The organism is Candidatus Poriferisocius sp., assembly GCF_965214065.1.
Lineage (GTDB): Bacteria > Actinomycetota > Acidimicrobiia > Acidimicrobiales > Bin134 > Poriferisocius.
This window is the reverse complement of the sequence record NZ_CBDCAT010000028.1, coordinates 237255-253783: the sequence shown is the minus strand read 5'-3', so window position 1 is coordinate 253783 and position 16529 is coordinate 237255. Positions and strand designations below refer to the sequence as shown.

General features: G+C 65.7%; 19 protein-coding genes. 2 read left to right on the top strand and 17 right to left on the bottom strand.

Features of this window, described 5'->3' with window-relative positions:
* Nucleotides 1–23 precede the first annotated feature (23 nt).
* Genes ACOOGG_RS12570 through ACOOGG_RS12560 form a run of 3 tightly spaced genes read right to left on the bottom strand, consistent with a single transcriptional unit; the run spans nucleotide 24 to nucleotide 2368 of the window.
* Nucleotides 24–428, bottom strand: coding sequence for a cupin domain-containing protein (locus ACOOGG_RS12570; RefSeq protein ID WP_420435533.1), 405 nt, complete (start codon nucleotides 426–428; stop codon nucleotides 24–26).
* A gap of 13 nt (nucleotides 429–441) precedes the next feature.
* Nucleotides 442–1419 (bottom strand): carbon-nitrogen hydrolase family protein, encoded by a 978-nt coding sequence (locus ACOOGG_RS12565; RefSeq protein WP_420435531.1) that lies wholly within the window; start codon nucleotides 1417–1419, stop codon nucleotides 442–444.
* 28 nt (nucleotides 1420–1447) lie between these two features.
* Nucleotides 1448–2368, bottom strand: coding sequence for an enoyl-CoA hydratase (locus tag ACOOGG_RS12560; protein ID WP_420435529.1), 921 nt, complete (start codon nucleotides 2366–2368; stop codon nucleotides 1448–1450).
* 71 nt (nucleotides 2369–2439) lie between these two features.
* Between ACOOGG_RS12560 and ACOOGG_RS12555 the strand changes: the two genes are divergently transcribed.
* Nucleotides 2440–3504: an alpha/beta fold hydrolase gene (locus tag ACOOGG_RS12555; RefSeq protein WP_420435527.1), complete on the top strand. Its 1065-nt coding sequence runs from the start codon at nucleotides 2440–2442 to the stop codon at nucleotides 3502–3504.
* A 23-nt stretch (nucleotides 3505–3527) separates the two neighbouring features.
* Here ACOOGG_RS12555 and ACOOGG_RS12550 read toward each other — a convergent pair whose 3' ends face one another.
* Genes ACOOGG_RS12550 through ACOOGG_RS12535 form a run of 4 tightly spaced genes read right to left on the bottom strand, consistent with a single transcriptional unit; the run spans nucleotide 3528 to nucleotide 7845 of the window.
* Nucleotides 3528–5657 (bottom strand): heavy metal translocating P-type ATPase, encoded by a 2130-nt coding sequence (locus tag ACOOGG_RS12550; protein ID WP_420435525.1) that lies wholly within the window; start codon nucleotides 5655–5657, stop codon nucleotides 3528–3530.
* Nucleotides 5658–5686: 29 nt separating this feature from the next.
* Entirely contained in the window at nucleotides 5687–6088 is a 402-nt protein-coding gene (gene mce, locus ACOOGG_RS12545; protein ID WP_420435523.1) for a methylmalonyl-CoA epimerase, read from the bottom strand.
* 55 nt (nucleotides 6089–6143) lie between these two features.
* Complete coding sequence (locus ACOOGG_RS12540; protein ID WP_420435521.1) at nucleotides 6144–6569, bottom strand: hypothetical protein; 426 nt, start codon at nucleotides 6567–6569, stop codon at nucleotides 6144–6146.
* Between the two features lie 43 nt (nucleotides 6570–6612).
* On the bottom strand, nucleotides 6613–7845 hold the full coding sequence (locus ACOOGG_RS12535; protein WP_420435519.1) for an MFS transporter: 1233 nt from the start codon (nucleotides 7843–7845) through the stop codon (nucleotides 6613–6615).
* A gap of 37 nt (nucleotides 7846–7882) precedes the next feature.
* Between ACOOGG_RS12535 and ACOOGG_RS12530 the strand changes: the two genes are divergently transcribed.
* Nucleotides 7883–8647 (top strand): enoyl-CoA hydratase-related protein, encoded by a 765-nt coding sequence (locus ACOOGG_RS12530; protein ID WP_420435517.1) that lies wholly within the window; start codon nucleotides 7883–7885, stop codon nucleotides 8645–8647.
* Here ACOOGG_RS12530 and ACOOGG_RS12525 read toward each other — a convergent pair.
* From ACOOGG_RS12525 to ACOOGG_RS12480, 10 genes are all read right to left on the bottom strand, one after another.
* On the bottom strand, nucleotides 8644–9270 hold the full coding sequence (locus ACOOGG_RS12525; protein ID WP_420435515.1) for a GNAT family N-acetyltransferase: 627 nt from the start codon (nucleotides 9268–9270) through the stop codon (nucleotides 8644–8646). The genes ACOOGG_RS12530 and ACOOGG_RS12525 overlap by 4 nt on opposite strands.
* 112 nt (nucleotides 9271–9382) lie before the next feature.
* The gene (locus ACOOGG_RS12520; protein WP_420435513.1) at nucleotides 9383–10297 is read right to left on the bottom strand and encodes an exopolyphosphatase; all 915 of its coding nucleotides are present in this window, start codon (nucleotides 10295–10297) and stop codon (nucleotides 9383–9385) included.
* Nucleotides 10294–10677: a DUF501 domain-containing protein gene (locus ACOOGG_RS12515; protein ID WP_420435511.1), complete on the bottom strand. Its 384-nt coding sequence runs from the start codon at nucleotides 10675–10677 to the stop codon at nucleotides 10294–10296. The genes ACOOGG_RS12520 and ACOOGG_RS12515 overlap by 4 nt, the downstream gene beginning before the upstream one ends.
* Before the next feature lie 71 nt (nucleotides 10678–10748).
* Nucleotides 10749–11396 carry an SRPBCC family protein gene (locus ACOOGG_RS12510; protein ID WP_420435509.1) on the bottom strand — a complete coding sequence of 216 codons (648 nt, stop codon included), beginning with the start codon at nucleotides 11394–11396 and terminating at the stop codon, nucleotides 10749–10751.
* 54 nt (nucleotides 11397–11450) lie between these two features.
* Nucleotides 11451–12008: a nucleotidyltransferase family protein gene (locus tag ACOOGG_RS12505; RefSeq protein ID WP_420435507.1), complete on the bottom strand. Its 558-nt coding sequence runs from the start codon at nucleotides 12006–12008 to the stop codon at nucleotides 11451–11453.
* A gap of 34 nt (nucleotides 12009–12042) precedes the next feature.
* Nucleotides 12043–13350, bottom strand: a complete 1308-nt coding sequence (locus tag ACOOGG_RS12500; RefSeq protein WP_420435505.1) for a DUF3179 domain-containing (seleno)protein — start codon at nucleotides 13348–13350, stop codon at nucleotides 12043–12045.
* Complete coding sequence (locus ACOOGG_RS12495; protein WP_420435503.1) at nucleotides 13347–14147, bottom strand: XdhC family protein; 801 nt, start codon at nucleotides 14145–14147, stop codon at nucleotides 13347–13349. The genes ACOOGG_RS12500 and ACOOGG_RS12495 overlap by 4 nt, the downstream gene beginning before the upstream one ends.
* 2 nt (nucleotides 14148–14149) lie before the next feature.
* On the bottom strand, nucleotides 14150–14464 hold the full coding sequence (locus ACOOGG_RS12490; RefSeq protein ID WP_420435501.1) for an XdhC family protein: 315 nt from the start codon (nucleotides 14462–14464) through the stop codon (nucleotides 14150–14152).
* Nucleotides 14461–15636, bottom strand: coding sequence for a vWA domain-containing protein (locus ACOOGG_RS12485; RefSeq protein ID WP_420435499.1), 1176 nt, complete (start codon nucleotides 15634–15636; stop codon nucleotides 14461–14463). Before ACOOGG_RS12485 ends, ACOOGG_RS12490 begins: the two co-directional genes overlap by 4 nt.
* Complete coding sequence (locus tag ACOOGG_RS12480; RefSeq protein WP_420435497.1) at nucleotides 15608–16522, bottom strand: AAA family ATPase; 915 nt, start codon at nucleotides 16520–16522, stop codon at nucleotides 15608–15610. The genes ACOOGG_RS12485 and ACOOGG_RS12480 overlap by 29 nt, the downstream gene beginning before the upstream one ends.
* Between the last annotated feature and the right edge of the window lie 7 nt (nucleotides 16523–16529).

The window sequence follows — 16529 nt, the reverse complement described above, 5'->3', positions numbered from 1 at the left end:
TGGTGTGTCGCCATAGGACTGCCTCAGGAAGCGTTGAACGAGGCTGCCGCGTCGCCGGGGCGCAGTACGAAGAACTCCATGCCGTCGGGACCGCAGGTGAAGGAATACTTGTGGTTGGCGGCCAGGATCACCGAGTCCTTCGGGCCAAGCTGTGCCGAGGGACCATCGGCGCCGTCGGGCCACACCTCACAGCCACCGGACACCACGATCAGCAGCTCGTTCTGGTCATGGCTGTGGGGCGGAACGTGATAGCCGGCGGGCATGGTGGTGTACTGGCACCAAAAGCCCCCCTCTCCCCGGGCCACGTGCTTGCGCCCGGCCCCCATCTCCTTGGCCTTGGCAATCAGCTCCGCGGGGGCATCGGGATTCTTGGACTCGTCCACCCATTCGATGTCCTCGAAGGGCAGGATCCTTGGTTCAGTGCTCATTTGTCTTCCTCCATTATTGAGCCGGGGGCCCGTGGACAAGTTTGGCGAATTCGGTGGCGAACAACTCCGAGGTTCCCGACTGGTGGGTGGACCGCCACTGGCGCCATGGGCACACCTCGTCCCAGCGATGCAGCACCTCTAAGTCCAAGTCGGCTATCACCAGGCCCTCGGTGTCGGAGCCCTCGGCATAGATATGGCTGAAATCGGGGAAGTGGGGACCGCAGATGAGGCTGTGGCCGGCATAGTTGGCCGGCAGCGCCCCGTCGAAGCTGTCCTCCAGGCTGTCGCCGGCATCGATGCCGCTCACCTGGTTGGCCGAGATGGTGAAAACAAAATTCTCCTGCCCCCGGGTGGCGGCTACCCGCCGCATGGACTCCACCTTGTCGGGCCCTCCGGCGAACGCCGCGGTGGGGTTGACGATGATTCGTGCGCCCTGGAGGGCCAGCAGGCGGCTGCCCTCGGGGTTGAGCCAGAAGTCATAGCAAATCTGCACGCCGATGGGGCCGTAGCGGGTCTCGAACACATCCAGGCTGGTGCCGGGCCGAAACGAGACCCCCTCGGTCACAAACGGAAGCGAGCCCAAGTGCAGCTTGCGGTAGGTGCCGATGATGCCTTCGGGCCCGATCACCGCCGCCGCGTTATACAGGGCGTCAGAGTCGTCGGGCTCCTGCTCGATCATGCCCACCACCAGATACATGTCGTGCTCTGCGGCCAGGCCCGCTAGCGCCTCAGTTGATGGCCCGGGCACGGTCTCGGCCAACGATCGGTGCAAGCCGCACGGCCCGCCCAGATGCTCGCAGTCGTCGCAGTGGATCGCCCCGGTAAGCGCCTCCTCGGGGAACACCAGCAGTCCCACCCCCGCCTCGGCGGCCTCGACGATCCAGCGGGTCATCTTGTTCAAATTGGCCGCCACATCCCCCGGCACCGGCGTGAAATCTACCGCCCCGGCTCGCACCCGAGTCTCATAGCCGGAGTAGCGCTCAGGAATCACGGTCGTATTATTGCTTGTCTGCGCCAAGTCAGCCGCCGCCGGGGGAGGATTTGGCCGCAGGCCGGACTTTGGGGGCGTCCTTCCAGTGGGGGACGCCGTGTTCCTCGGTGGCGATCCACCACTCGCCGTTGGTGATTGAGGCCCAATGGGAGTGGTTGAGCTGGTGGAGGGTGAAGCAAGCCGACAAAGCGGTGTTGAAACCCTGGGCGTCCACCGACTGGTTCACCGCCTCTTTGATCAAGAGCGCTGCCATTGAGGGCACCGCGGCGATGCGGCGGGCGAACTCCAGGGTCTGCTCGCTTAGCGACTCGTTGGGGAACACCTTCGACACCATTCCCAGGGCGTGGGCCTCGTGGACGTCGATGGAGTCGCCGGTGAGCAGGAGTTCCTTGGTCTTGCGGGGGCCGAACTCCCAGGGGTGGGCGAAATACTCCACGCCCATCATGCCCAGGCGGGTGCCCACAACATCGGCAAAGGAGGCGTCCTCGGCGCCCACGATCAGGTCGCAGCTCCACATGAGCATCAGCCCGGCGGCCAATACCGGCCCCTGCACCTGGGCAATGGTTATCTTGCGCAGGTTGCGCCACCGCTTGGTGTTCTCGAAGAAGTAGTGCCACTCCTGGAGCATCAGCTTCTCAGAGCCTCGCCGCTGGCCGCCGTTGATCTGCCAGGTGGGGTGCTGGTTGGGGCCGGGCATCCGCTCTTCGATGCTCGCCTTGGTGCCCATGTCATGGCCAGCCGAGAACATCGGGCCCACTCCACCCAGGATCACCACCCGCACATCGTCGTCGGCCTCGGCCACCAGAAAAGCCTCGTTGAGCTCCACCAGCATCCCCCGGTTCTGGGCGTTTCGGGCCTCGGGCCGATTCAGCATGATGCGGGCGATTCTGCCGTCGTCCAGCGTCTCGTAGGTCAAGTACTGGTAGTCCATCTCCCCAGTCTCGCCCATACACAGATGCGGTGCGCTGCCGTATGCCGCCCTATTGTCGCGACCGCTTCGAACCGACCTCAGGAGCCCTCATGACCGAGTCCAACTACATCGACACCGCCGGCCTTCGCTTCCACTATCTGGCTGCGGGCGATGAGAATGCGCCCCCGGTGGTGCTGCTGCACGGCTTCCCCCAGACCTCCCATATGTGGCGCCGTCAGATCCCGGTTCTGGCCGAGCACTACCGGGTCTACGCCCCCGACACCCGGGGCTACGGCGGCACCGACAAGCCCCGTGTCCGGGTCACCCGAGACCTCTTGGCCCGAGACATCGTGGATTTCATCGACGCCCTGGGCATCGGCCAATGCTCGCTGGTGGGCCACGACTGGGGCGGAATCGTCGCCTTCAAAGCGGCTCTGGAGTATCCCGACCGGTTCACCCGGCTGGGATTGGTGGACACCTTGTGCACGGTGTGGATCCCGTGGGGCATCCACGGCTACTGGTTCAAGTGCGAGCCTGAGGCCGAGCAGTTCTGGGAGCGCCATGCTGGCGAGTTCATCAACTCGATCTTCGGCGGCATCGAGGGCAGCTACGGCCCGCCGCCCCACTCGCCGTGGAAAGCCCCGCCAACCGATAACGAAGCCCAAGACCCGGGCGGGGCCATGGCCGACTGGGACCCCAGCAAGTATTGGAACGCCGACGACGTGGAGCACTACCGGGCGGCGTTCGACCAGCCCGGATCGCACTTCCACGCCGTCTCGTACTATCGGGATGCCCTGCCGTTCCACTTCCCCGATGACGACGGCCACCTGGTCTACCGAACCCCGGCGCAGGTAGCCGAGATGTGGAACCACCCCGGCTTGCTCTTCAGCCATCCCGACTTCGGCGTGTTCCCGGTGTATGGCCCTGAAGACCTCGGCCGCACCTACCCCCACCCCGCGCTGTACCTGTATTCAGCATTCTTGATGCCCCAAGCGTTCGAGGACGGGTTTCCCGCCGACGACCACATCCCCCACGGAAACCCCTACGCCGACTCCTTTGTGAACCACTTCCCCGACTACCGGGCCCGCCCCGCCGGCTGCGGCCACTTCATCCCCGAAGAAGCCCCCGAGCGCACCAACGAAGTGCTTCTGGCCTTCTTGGCGAGTGAAATCTGACGTATGCCGGGGTCTTCCCTCTGCTAGCCGATTCCGAAACGTCGGAGGCGCAGGCTGTTGGTAACCACGAACAGCGAGGACATCACCATGGCCGCGGCCGCGAATATCGGTTCCAGCACCCCGGCAGCGGCTAGTGGGATGGCAGCCGTGTTGTAGACAAAAGCCCAGAACAGGTTGCCGCGGATGCTGTTCATGGTTCGCCGGCTCAGGGCGACGGCCTCGGCCACCACGCTCAGGTCCGACGACATAATGGTGATGTCGGCGGCTTCGGCGGCAACATCAGCGCCGGTCCCCATGGCAATGCCGATGTCGGCTTGGCTAAGGGCAGGAGCATCGTTGATGCCATCGCCCACCATGGCAACTCGGCGGCCCTCGGCTTGCAACCGGGCAACTTCAGCAGCCTTGCCTCCGGGTCCGACGCCGGCCACCACCCGGTCGATGCCCAGCTCGTCACCCGCGGCCTGAGCCCGGCGGGGATGGTCTCCCGTCAATAGAACCGTGTCCAGCCCCAACGACTTCAGCGCGGCCACCGCCCTTGGGGCGGACTCCCGCAACCGATCGTCCACTGTGATCACCGCCTCGGCCACCGATTGCCGTCCCACCAACACAGCTACCCGACCCATGGCCTCCACCTCGGCCGCAGCAGCGCCCACCGCCTCGGGCACCTGTTCGAATAACTCCCTTTTCCCCACACGCACCTCAACGCCCTCCACCATTCCGACCGTCCCGGCACCCGGGTGATTCTGAAAGCCAACCACCTCCCCTCCGTTGTCAGCCGCGGTGGCGATGGCCCGGCCAATGGGATGCTCCGAACGAGATTCAACCGACGCGGCCAGGGCCAACAAGGCGTCGGGGTCGCCGTCGGGAGCGGCAACGGCTACCACTTGCATTCGGGCCTCAGTAATGGTGCCGGTCTTGTCGAACACCACGGTGTCGAGCTGTCGGGTGTCCTCCAGCATCTCGCCGCCCTTCAGGATGATCCCGAGTTGGGAACCCCGACCCGTGCCCACCATCACCGCTAGTGGAGTGGCCAAACCCAACGCGCACGGACAGGCCACGATTAACACCGCCACCGCGGCGGAGAACGCCTCAGAGGCAGGTTGGCCGGCCGCTAGCCAACCGATCAGCGTGCCCACGGCAATCACCACTGCGGCGGGCACAAAGACCGCCGATATCCGGTCGGCCAGCCGCTGGATGCGGGTACGGTTGGTCTGGGCCTGCTCTACCAGAAGCATGATTCGGGCCAGCACAGTTTCGGCCCCCACTCCGGTAGCTTCCACTACCAACGAGCCGTTGGCGTTGACCGAAGCTCCAAGCACAGCGTCGCCGGGACCCACCTCAACGGGGACCGGCTCTCCGGTGACCAGGGAGATGTCCACCGCAGAATGACCGTCGACCACCACGCCGTCGGTGGCGATTTTCTCGCCGGGGCGCACCACAAATCTGGTGCCCACCTCCAGGCTGGCCACCGGCACATCGGTGCCGTCCTCCAAGCGAGCCAACGGGGCGACGAGTTCTGCCATAGCCCGCAAGGCGTCTCCCGAGCGACGGCGGGCCTGGTATTCCAGATGGCGCCCCAGCAGTACCAGCACCACGATGATTGATCCGGTTTCGAAATAAAGATGGCCATCTCCGACTGGCGTGGCCAATGCCACCGTGGACCAAATCCAAGATGCAGCGGTGCCCACCGACACCAGTGTGTCCATGGTGGCGGTTCGGTGGTGGAGCTGCTTCCAGGCTCGCTGGTGGAAACCCCATCCAAACCAAAAGACCACCGCGGCGCTCAAGACTGCGGCTAGCCAATCCGAGGCGGAAAAGCCCAGATCGAAGGCCAAACCGTCCACCATGGTCACCAGCAGCACCACCGCGCCCATCACTGAAGAAACTGTCAGCCGTCTCAGCTCGGTTGGCCGGGCGGCGAGTTCATCGTCGAGACCGCTGGGCAGGCGTGCCTGGTAGCCGGCGTCTAACACTGCCGCCCGCAAAACCGCGTCGGCAACCCCATCATCACAAGCCACCGAAGCCCGGCCTGAGGCGTAATTCACTCGGGCTTCTACAACACCGTCGACCGCGCTCAGACTGCGCTCAATACGCGACACGCAGGCTGAGCAGGTCATGCCTTCGACGATCAGCGAGGCCCGACGCATCACCATGGATCAAGCCTATGGTTTGGAGAGAGGGTTTATTCCTGGACCAGCTCGATGAGGGTGCCGAAGGCACCTTTGGGGTGGATGAAGGCGACGGTGGTGCCCCGGGAGCCGGGACGGGGTTCGGCATCGATGGGAGTGGCGCCGGCGGCGACCATTGCGTCGAGGGCGGCAGCGCAGTCATCCACCCTGTAGCCGACGTGATGAATGCCCTCTCCCCGCTTGGCCAGGAACTTGGCAATAGGCGAGTCGTCACGGGTGGCTGTGGTGAGCTGGACGTAAGAGTCGGCCACCTTCAACAATGCCTCTTCCACTCCGTCGTTCTCCACGGCCTCGCGGTGCGTCACAGTGGCCCCGAAGGCCGTCTCGTAGAACGAGACGGCCTTGTCTAGGTCGAGGACCGCAATGGCAACGTGGTCAATCTCAGTTAGAAGCATAGGCTTGTCATCTTAGGTTGAGCTTCTGATGAGGCCTGCTGTTCGGGTCGGCTGTTCAGGCAGCTTCTCGCTGGGCTGACTCGCATTCCAGCGCCTCCCAGAGTTGGTCGCGCAGCACCGCGGCATCGGTGCCGTCCATCGAGTTGGCTACTACTACGCCTTCGATCATGTCGGCCTGAACTGCTTCCCAGACGCGGTTGCGAACCATGACCGCAACCGTCACCGAGCCGTCGCGGTGGCGCACCAGCGTCCGACGGCGTCCGACTTCGCGGGGCGGGCTGCGAAAACTGGGCGCATTCAGCCCGAGGCCTCGCACCGCCATCGCCAACTGCCGGGCGGCCTCGGCGAAGGCCAAGCACCGGCCAGCGCTGTTCTCTTGCTTCTGGTTGTCGCCGTGGATGACCCGCATTGCCCTCTGCTCCTCCTGCTCTGTCTGCTCATTGTTCCCATCTGTCTGCTCTTTGTTCCCAAATTCCTTCATGAACCCAGTATCCCGATAGGAGTGACAGTTTCCCTGTCCGGGCTCAGTCAAGGTTGAGAACCTTGGTCCGGCCGGTGATCACCCACCACAAAGCAGTGGCAGCCAAGAGAACTCCTGCGCCGCCCACCGAGACGCGGGGGCCGATCAGGTCGGCCAGAGCCCCTTGAAGCTGAGCGCCGAGAGGCAACCCCGCCATCAGGGTCATCAGATACAGGGCCAACACCTTGGCCCGCAGCGCTTCTTCCACTTGCATTTGGATCACAGTGTTGAGGGTGGCCGCAGTCATGATGTGCGACGCTCCTACAACGGCCAGAGCCACCACTCCCAGCCAGTAGTAGGGCGATAGTGCGAACCCCAGCAACGCCAAGCCGTACACCGGCCAGCCCAGGCCAATCAAACGGCTGCGGGGGACGCGACTGCCCCAGTTGGCCACGAGCGGGGTGTTCAGGATGGCCCCCACCCCGCCAGCCGCGGCCAGGATGCCATATTGCGTCTCGCCGACCTGAAAAACATCGTCGGCGAATATCACCACCAAGTGGATAATGGGTTGGCCGAAAAAGGCAATGACTCCGGCAATCAGGGTGGCTCGGCGAATGCCGGGGTGGTTGGAGACATAGCGCACCGCAGCCGCCGCGTCTTTGAAGATGTTCGGGCGGTCCTGCCCAGCAGGCATCAACCGGGGTACTCGGATCAGCGTCAAGGCAAGGACCGCAGGCGCATACGACAAGGAGTTGACTAGGAACGCCCACGCCGGTCCGCCAACAGCCAAAACCAATCCCCCAACCGCGGGTCCGACCGCCCGAGAGGCATTGAACTGGGCCGAGTTCAAGGTGACCGCGTTCAACAGGGCACCGCGGGGCACCAGCTCGCTGACAAAGGCCTGCCAGGCGGGCAACTGGATGCCGTTGACGCACCCTTGCACCATCCCGAGGGCAACGTACGCCAGCGGGCGGTCGACCCCTAAGGCCCACATGGCCGAGAACCCCAGAGCGATGAACGCTTGGGTTGAGTTGGTGATCATCAGCATGATCCGTCGGGGGAAGCGGTCGGCCAGCGCCCCTCCCACCATTCCCGAACCCACCGCTGGCAGCATTTGCATCATGGCGGCCAAACCGACCCAAGTCCCGCTGTCGGTAAGACGCTCGATCACATAGGCCAGTGCAACCGTCTGCACCCACACGCCGGAGTTGGACACGATGGCGCCGGAGAGGAACAGCCGGTAGTTGCGATACGACAGCGCTCGACTGGAGTGCCGAGGAAGCCGTGATTCGCCCATTGGGCCAACTTATTCGCTGCACCCCTATTGTCTTGACATGGCCCTTGTGCTCACTGAGATAGAAGACGGCGTCGCCACCGTGACCCTCAACCACCCCGAGGTGCGCAACGCCGTCAGCCTGGACATGAACCGGGAGCTCGACGCCGCATTCGACCGCTTGGAGGCCGACGAGTCTGTGGGGGCGGTGGTGCTCACCGGCACAGCCCCGGCCTTCTCGGCGGGCGCCAACCTCGACGAGCTGCTAGCGGCCGACGATCCCGAGAGCCTAGGAACCATCTACGCCGGCTTCCTGCGGGTGGCCGAAACCCCGCTGCCCACGGTGGCCGCGGTGAACGGGGCGGCGGTGGGCGCGGGCATGAACTTCGCCTTGGCCTGCGATGTGATTCTGGCCGGACGCTCGGCCATGTTCGAGAGCCGGTTCCTCCAGATCGCCATTCACCCCGGCGGGGGCCACACCTGGCGATTGCGCAACATCTGCGACGGCCAGACAGCAATGGCCATGGTGCTGTTTGGCGAGAGGCTCGATGGGCCCCGGGCCGCCGAGATCGGACTGGCCTGGAAATGCGTGGATGACGATGCCCTGCTGGAAGAGGCCCGCCGTATGGCCCGCAGACCGGCCCGGGTCCCTCGAGAGCTGGCCAAGGCCATGAAGCAGACCGTGAACGACATGGGCGCGGTTGCCGATAGCGCAGCCGCAGTAGCCCGAGAAGTCGGCCCCCAGGCCTGGTCGATGGCCCAACCCGAGTTCAAAGAGCGGGTGGCCGCTCTCAAGGAGGCCATCAGCAACTCAACCAGCAGCTAGCTCATCCAGCCGGCTACGAGTTCCGGTCCCCGCTGCCGCCACTCTTCGGAGGTGATGGCGTAACGGACGTGGTCTTCCCAACGACCGTTGATCTCCAGGTAGCGCAGGGCAACACCCTCGTCGCGAATTCCCAGTTTCTCCACCACCCGGCGGCTGGCCTGGTTGCGGGGGATTATGTTGACCTGCACCCGGTGCAGCCGCAGATTCTCGAAGGCGTAGTCGAGCACCACCACCAAAGCCTCAGGGGCGTATTCCCGCCCGGCGCAGCGGTGATCGATCCAGTACCCCACATGGCCGCTCTGAAAGGGGCCCCGTTGCACGCCCGAGAGATTCATCTCGCCCACCAGGCAACCATCGGTAAACACCCCGAATCCGTAACCGGCATCCATCTGCCGCTCTCGATCGCGGGCACTGCACCGAGCGGCGAAGGCCATCCGGTCCTCCACCACGTCGGGCTGGGAGCTCGATGGCGTGGGCTCCCAAGGAGTGAGCCACTCCCGGTTGGCCCGCCGCACCGCCTGCCACTGGGCGAAGTCGCCCTCCACCAGCGGCCGCAGCTCCACTCGAGACCCGCGAAGCACCTGCCCGTCCCGAGTCCCCCGAATCCGCGCCCAAGTCCTCACCACCCGCAAACCTACTCAAAAGCTCTAAACAAAGTGGGGGGCATGATGGCTAGGCGGGGCGGCGGGCCACAGAATAGGTCGTGGTGGTGGGTGGCCCGGCTCAGGGCGCCCGCTAGTCCAGCAAGCTCAAGACCATTCCATCAAGGATGTCCGCCTCCGATACCAAGCAAGTGTCAAAGTCAAAGTGCCGCATGATCTTCACCAAGATGGCCATGCCCCCCACGATCACATCTACCCTGCCCGGCTCCAGTCCCGGATTGAAAGCCCGATCAGCCCGCGACTCGGTGGCCAGGGTGCGGAACACATCCTCGGCCGCTGCCTTGGTCAGCTCGAAATGGTGGATCTTGTCCCGGTCGTAGGCGCGAAGCCCCTGCTCGACGGCCGCGGCGGCAGATATCGTGCCCGCCAGCCCCACAAACGTCCGGGCATGGCGGGCGGCTGGCATCTCCCGGTCGACGTCGTCGAGATAGGCGCCGGTGACAGAGATGCAGGCGTGCAGTTCCTCAGGCAGCGGCGGGTCGCTGTGGAGGTACTTCTCGGTGAGCCGCACGCAGCCCACATCCAGCGACATGGCCGCCTCGCATACGGTGGTGCCCACGCACAGCTCGGTGGACCCTCCGCCCAGGTCGACCACCAGAAACGGCCCTAGTTCAGGGTCAACGTCGGCGGTAGCCCCTCGGAACGAAAGCTGCCCCTCGGCCAGCCCGCTCAACAGCTCGGGGCGGGTGCCAACCACCGCCTCGGCGGCGTCGAAGAACTCTTGTCGGTTGGCGGCGTCTCGGGCCGCCGAGGTTGCGGTAATCCGAACGGCCTCCACCCCGTGGCGGTCCATCACCTCCCGGTAGCCTCGCAGGCAGTCCACCGTGCGGTTTATGGCGCCTGGAGCCAGATTTCCGGTCTGATCCACCCCTTCTCCGAGGCGGGTGATGGTCATAAACCGGTCCAGCGTTTCGACGCCGCCCCGGCTCACCAACAAACGGGTGGAGTTCGTACCGCAGTCGATGGCGGCCACTACCGGTGGGCTCACGCTGGGTCCCCGGCGCCCAACTGTTCGGCCACCCAGCGCCCCACCGGGTCGTCTCCCCCGGCTAGGTGCCAGGCATAGTGGGCGTGAAGGCACTTGACTCCCTGTCGGGTGCCCCCTACCCCGGCAGAAGGGCGATGCCCGGTATAGCCGTCGGGGATGGCGGCGTCTCGCTCGGAGGCGTATCGGCGGTGGGCGTCGGCCAGATCCCCGGGATCGACCGCGGCTTCGGCCCGGCGCACTCCCCCAGTCGATTCCAGCCGACTCACCCGCAGCACGTCGTCGGGGCCCACCAACCAGTACCGGGTGGGCATGGGGGTGCCGTCATCCAGAAATGGGGAATTTCGCAGCACCCGGGGGGTACCGTCGTCAGCTCTGACCACTACTTCGTAGCTACCCCGGGGCGCGCGGCCCAGCAGGGCCTCGACTTGTTCGTCATCGCCTGGATTCAGGGTTAGCCCTTCTTTTTCTTCTTCCTCTTGAAGACCCTGCGGACGATCCACAACAAAGCAATGACTCCGGCGATGGGCCCGAACTTCTTGGCCGCCGGCGGGGTGGCTACATCCAACAGATCCACTGCTTCGGGCTCGGGGCTGGATATGGCTCTGACTCCCGATCCGTCGCTGGAGTCATCTGACTCGGAGGAAGCATCATCTGAAGGGGGGTCTGACAGCATGGACTCGAGATTGCCGGCGAACTGGTCCATGATCTTGGCGCTCACGTCGGGAATGAGGTTGCGGCCGATCTGCGCCACCTTGCCGGTGATCTTGAGGTCGGTGACAACCCCGACCTTGGTACGGTCATCGCTCAGCGATTCCACCGTGGCGGTGATTGTTGCACTGGCGTTACCCTGCCCCCTGGTCTCGCGGCCTTCGGCCAGAATGACCACCTTCATGGCGTCCTGATCGCGCTCGGTGAACGTTGCCTTGCCCTTGTACTGGGCATTGACCGGTCCAACCTTGACCTTGACCACGCCTCGGTACTCTTCTCCCTCGATTTCGGTGAGCTGGGCTCCCGGCAGGCAGGGAGCGATGCGCTCCACATCATTGAAGGCGGCCCACACGTCGCTGGCCGACGCATTCACCTCGATCTCATTGCTCATTTCCATGCTTGAAGATCCTCCAAAATCACTTTTCTTGATTCGATTGCGAACCTCTCAAGACCATGCTTCCAAGTCCTGGACAGTGTCGAAATCGACCGGTTCTCCTCCACAGGATACTTCCGTAACCTGCCCGGGCCTCATTTGCATGAGTATTCTGGCCCCCGCATCCCCGCTGGTGGGCAGCAGCGGCCACACTGCCGACCCCAGCTTCACCGGGGGGCTGCGGCGCCCCCGGTAGACGGCGGTCACCAAGTCGCCCTCGGCCTCGGCTACCGCCCGCCACGACTCGACGCCTACCAAGGGCTGGTCGCCCAGCCCGATCACCACCGCGTCGTGGCCGTCGTTCTCCGCGACGAACACCCCGGCCCGCAGCGAGGTGGCCTGGCCCAACTCCCACGAGTGGTTCTCCACCAACACCACCCCGTCTGGGATCAGATCGCGCAACTCCACCGCCCCGGTCACGATGTACACCTCGTCGAATTCTGCCTCCAGCGCCGCGCCGAGGGCGTGCTGCACCACGGTGCGGCCCTGAAAGGGTGCCCGCAGTTTGTGGGTGTCGCCCCCGAATCGAATACCGGCGCCAGCGGCCAATACGACTGCGGCGATGGTCATGGCCGCGCCCCCTCGGTCATCTTCATCCGAAAAGTCATGGCCCGAAAACCTCTGCGTTGGGGTGGAACGCCGACCAGGCGAACCAAAACTCGTTGGTGTGTACCACCGGCTCAAGCCGGTTACCGGCCAGCTCACCCTCGACCGCATGGCCGAGCACGTTCCAGGTCGAGCCCGTGCGTTCGTCGGTGAACCGGCCCTCGCCTGCCGTTGAGAAGAACAACACCTCGCCATCCACCCGCCGGTCGAAGGCCAAAGCCGCGCCCACATCCGCTCCCTCGGCCGTGGTGGGCGCATCCAGCGCATCGGCGGTACCCGGCGACCACAGCACCAGCACAGGAACGCCGCCAACGACGTCGTTCACCGCCCCGTTGGCCTGCACCACGCTGAACGGATAGGCCTTGTCGTGGCCGTCCACCGTCACCCCCACGGTTCGCTCCAGGGCTGGGTAGCGGTCGTCCAGGATGGTGGAGTCGAAGAAGCCGGGAATGGGCGACGACCGGGAGGTGTACTGCACATAGGGATTGCGGCCATAGCTGCTGGCCGGGCGACCGGGCGGGGCCAGCACCATGCCGTCGGAGTAGCCAGCCTTGAAGTCGCCCCAAGACACGATGGCCGACGGGATCACGTCCAAGCGGTGGCCGGCGTAGGCCCCCACCAGGCCCTCGCCGCCGATCTGCTGCCACAGCGACTCGGTGGCGTCGTCCCACATGACCAGGTCGCTGTTGCGCAGCAGCCCAGAAGTGCCGAACCGCAGTCGCTTGCTGTCTACCACCGGATCGAACACCAAGGCGCTGTTGCAGAGCGGGCAGTAGGTGACCAGCACCGGGCGGCCGTCGATCTCGTCGTTGACGATCTCATGGACGATGAGCATGGCCAGCGGATAGAAGCGGGCCTCCTCCCCGGCCACCAGCAGCAGGCCGGGCTCGGGATCCGACCATGCAGCCTCCGATGCCGGGGCGAACTCGGGGTTGTCGATGGGCGGGATTCGGTCGCGGATGGGAATCACCGAGATGCCGATGCGCAGCTCTTCGAGATCGATGGTCCGTGTAGACCAGTCGGTGGCCCAACCAGTCGACACCCGCGCCAGATCGCCGGTGGGTCCAGCGCCGCCGGTGATCACCTGGGGCGTGGGCAGAAGTACCGGCTCGGGGGCTGGAGCTTCTGGAGTCGCTAGGGCGTCGGGGGTCGCGGTCCCTGGTTCGGCAGTGGGGACAGGCGTTTCGGCCATCTCGACCGTGGCCGTCGGCACTACCGGAACAGCAGTGGGATCTACCCCTGGATCAGACTCGCCACAGGCTGAAAGCGCCAGCGCCGCCGCTACCAGCGCGGCGAGGCGCTTCATCCGTGCGCCGGTGGGCGATGGATGGGGCCTTCGCTGTCGCGCAGCGACGGTGCGTTGTGGCCGGTGCGATTGGCGATGATCTCGGCGCACACCGAGACGGCGGTCTCCTCCGGGGTGCGGGAGCCGATGTCCAGCCCGATGGGGGCCATGAGCCGGTCGATCCCCTTTTGGTCCAATCCGACCTCTCGAAGTCGCTCCAGCCGGGTGGCGTGGGTGCGGCGACTGCCCATAACCCCGATGTAGCCCACGTCGGTGGCCACCGCCCGCTGCGCGGCGGGCACGTCGAACTTGGGATCGTGGGTGAGGATGCACACCGCATCGTGGGGGCCGAGGCGGTCGCCGTAGATGTCGAACACCTCATCGGGCCAGGCCACTATCACGCGGTCGGCCATGGGGAATCTCTTGACGGTGGCGAACACCGTGCGGGCGTCGGCCACGATCACGTTGAACCCCAGCAGCTTGCCCGCCCGGGCCAGCGCAGCAGTGAAATCCACCGCACCGAAGATGAGCATGATCGGCGGGGGCGAGAACGACTCGATGAACACCGACACGTCGGTCTCCCGGGCCTGCCCCTCGGCACCGTAGTGGCGCACTCCGGTGCGGCCGGCGGCCAGCTCCCCTACCGCGTCTCGGCTCACGATCCGGTCGAGCTCGGGATGGCCGAGGGTGCCGATGATGTCGCCGTCAGGCTCCACCACCAGCTTGGCCCCGGCGTTGTGGCCTTCGATGGCGGTGGCCAGCGCCACTGGGCGCTCGTCGACGATGGCTTCTCGGAGCCGCTCGTAGAGCTCGGCCACTGCTACCAGTCCAGGGGCTCGATGAACAGATGGATGGTGCCTCCGCAAGTGAGCCCCACCGCGAAGGCCTCGTCGTCGCTATAGCCGAAGCTGACCACCCTCCGCTCGCCGGTTTCGAGGATGTCTAGGGCCTCGACCACCACCGCGCCCTCCACACAGCCCCCCGATACCGATCCGATCACGTCGCCGTTGTCGCTGACCGCCATGGCCGCGCCGGGGTCGCGAGGGCCGGAACCCTCCACGTTGACCACCCGGGCCAGCGCCACCCGCCGGCCTTCGGCCCGCCAGGCATCCAGGTCAGGCAAGATCTCTTTCATACCGATGTTCTTGCGGTCGAGCGGAACGAAGCGGCTGGGGCCCGGTCGTCAGCCAGCACCTCGGCCAACAGATCTAGGGAGCTCAGCGAATGGCCCTCGATGAAGTCGTCGACGAAGGGCAGGGCGGCGGCCATGCCCTGGGCCAGCGGCTGGTAGCCGGGGGTGGCCTTAAGCGGATTCACCCACACGAGTCTATGGGTCACCCGGTGCAATCGAGCCATCTGCTCGGCCATCACTTCAGGGCTGCCCCGATCCCAGCCGTCGCTCAAGATAACCACGGTGGCCCCTCGGGCCATGCCCCGGATTCCCCACAATTCGTTGAACTCGGCCAGGGTGTCGCCCAGTCGGGTGCCGCCCGACCAGTCGCTCACCGCATCGGCGGCCTCGCCTATCGCCCGGTCGGGGTCATGTGACGACAGTTCCCTGGTGATGCGGGTCAGACGGGTGCCGATGGTGAACACCTCTACCCGGCGGCGGCCTACTACTGCGGCGTGGACGAAGCGGATGAGGGCTCGGGCGTACGACTCCATCGAACCGGAGATGTCCAACAGCAGCACCACCCGGCGCAGCCGCTCCCCCGGCTCGGTATACCAGCGGCGAACGGGCTCTCCGCCACTGCGGATGGCGGCTCGCACCGTACGCCGCAGTTCGGGGTGGCCGGCGGTGCGGTGGGTGCGGCGTCGGCGGCGGGATCGGCGGGTGCCCCCCATGCAGGTCATGGCGGCCATAAGCCGGTGGGCCTCGTCCAGCTCGTCGTCGCTGTAGTCGGCAAAGTCCTTGTCGCGCAGCACCTCGTGGTGGCTCCACCGCAGGGTCAGGGATGGATCGCCGGGGTCTTCGTCGCCCCCGTCGTCTTCGGCCTCATCGTCGCCGTCGTCGTCCACCACCAGGGTGATGGGCTGGACGACCTCTATCACCGGGTTGGCCACCAGCAGCTGTCCGCCGTAGTAGGCGTCGAATATCTTGTCGTAGATCTCGATGTCGTCGGGCTCTGCGACCAGGGTGGCCCGGCCCGCCCAGTAAACCGAGCTGCGCTGCTCAAGGCCCACCGCGCCGAGCGCCTGGTAGTAGTTGACCGACGACCCCACAGCCACGTCGATGCCCGCGCCTCTCAGCGAATTTACAAAGCCGACCGCCAGCTCGTCAGCCTGCACGCGCGATGGCCTGCTCAATCAGGCCGCCGATACCCTGGTCGACCACCCGCTGCTGGTCTTCCCGGTACTTGAGCACCGACCCCAAGCTTGCCTGGGTGATCTCCGGGGTCAGTTCGGTCGCCCCTAGGCGTCCCAAAGCCAGGCTCCAGTCGATGCTCTCGGCCACCCCGGGTGGCTTGTACAGGCCAAGCTGTCGGAATGCACCCACCGCAGCGGCCACTTGTCGGGCCAGCGGCTCGCTCACCCCGGGCGCCCGGCGGCCGATGATGGCCACCTCCCGCTCGAAGCCAGGGTGCTCCACCCAGTGGTACAGGCACCGACGTTTGAGGGCGTCGTGGACGTCGCGGGTGCGGTTGGAGGTGATGATTACCCGGGGCGGGGTGACGGCTGCGAACCGGCCGATCTCGGGCACGGTCACCGCATAGTCCGACAGAATCTCCAACAAGAACGCCTCGAACTCGTCGTCGGCCCGGTCCACCTCGTCGATCAGCAGCACCGGGGGCGGCCCCTCGACCGGCGCGATGGCCCGCAGCAGGGGGCGGCGGATCAAAAAGCGCTCCGAGTACAGCTCGTCTTCCAGGGCATCGGCGGTCTCCCTGGTGGCGCCGCCGGTGGCCTCTGCGGTGCGCAGGTGCAGGAGCTGGCGGGAGTAGTCCCACTCGTACACCGCCTGGGCCACGTCGATGCCCTCGTAGCACTGGAGGCGGATCAGCTCGCCGCCGGTCCAGGCAGCCAGGGCATTGGCCGTCTCGGTCTTGCCCACGCCGGGCTCGCCCTCCAACAGCAGGGGACGGTGAAGGGTCATGGCCAAGAAGACCGCTGTGGCCAACCCCTCGTCGGCCAGGTAGTCAAAGCCGGCCAACCCGTCGGCCACCTCGGCCGCAGTTGTGGGCTCAGACGCCATGGTCAAC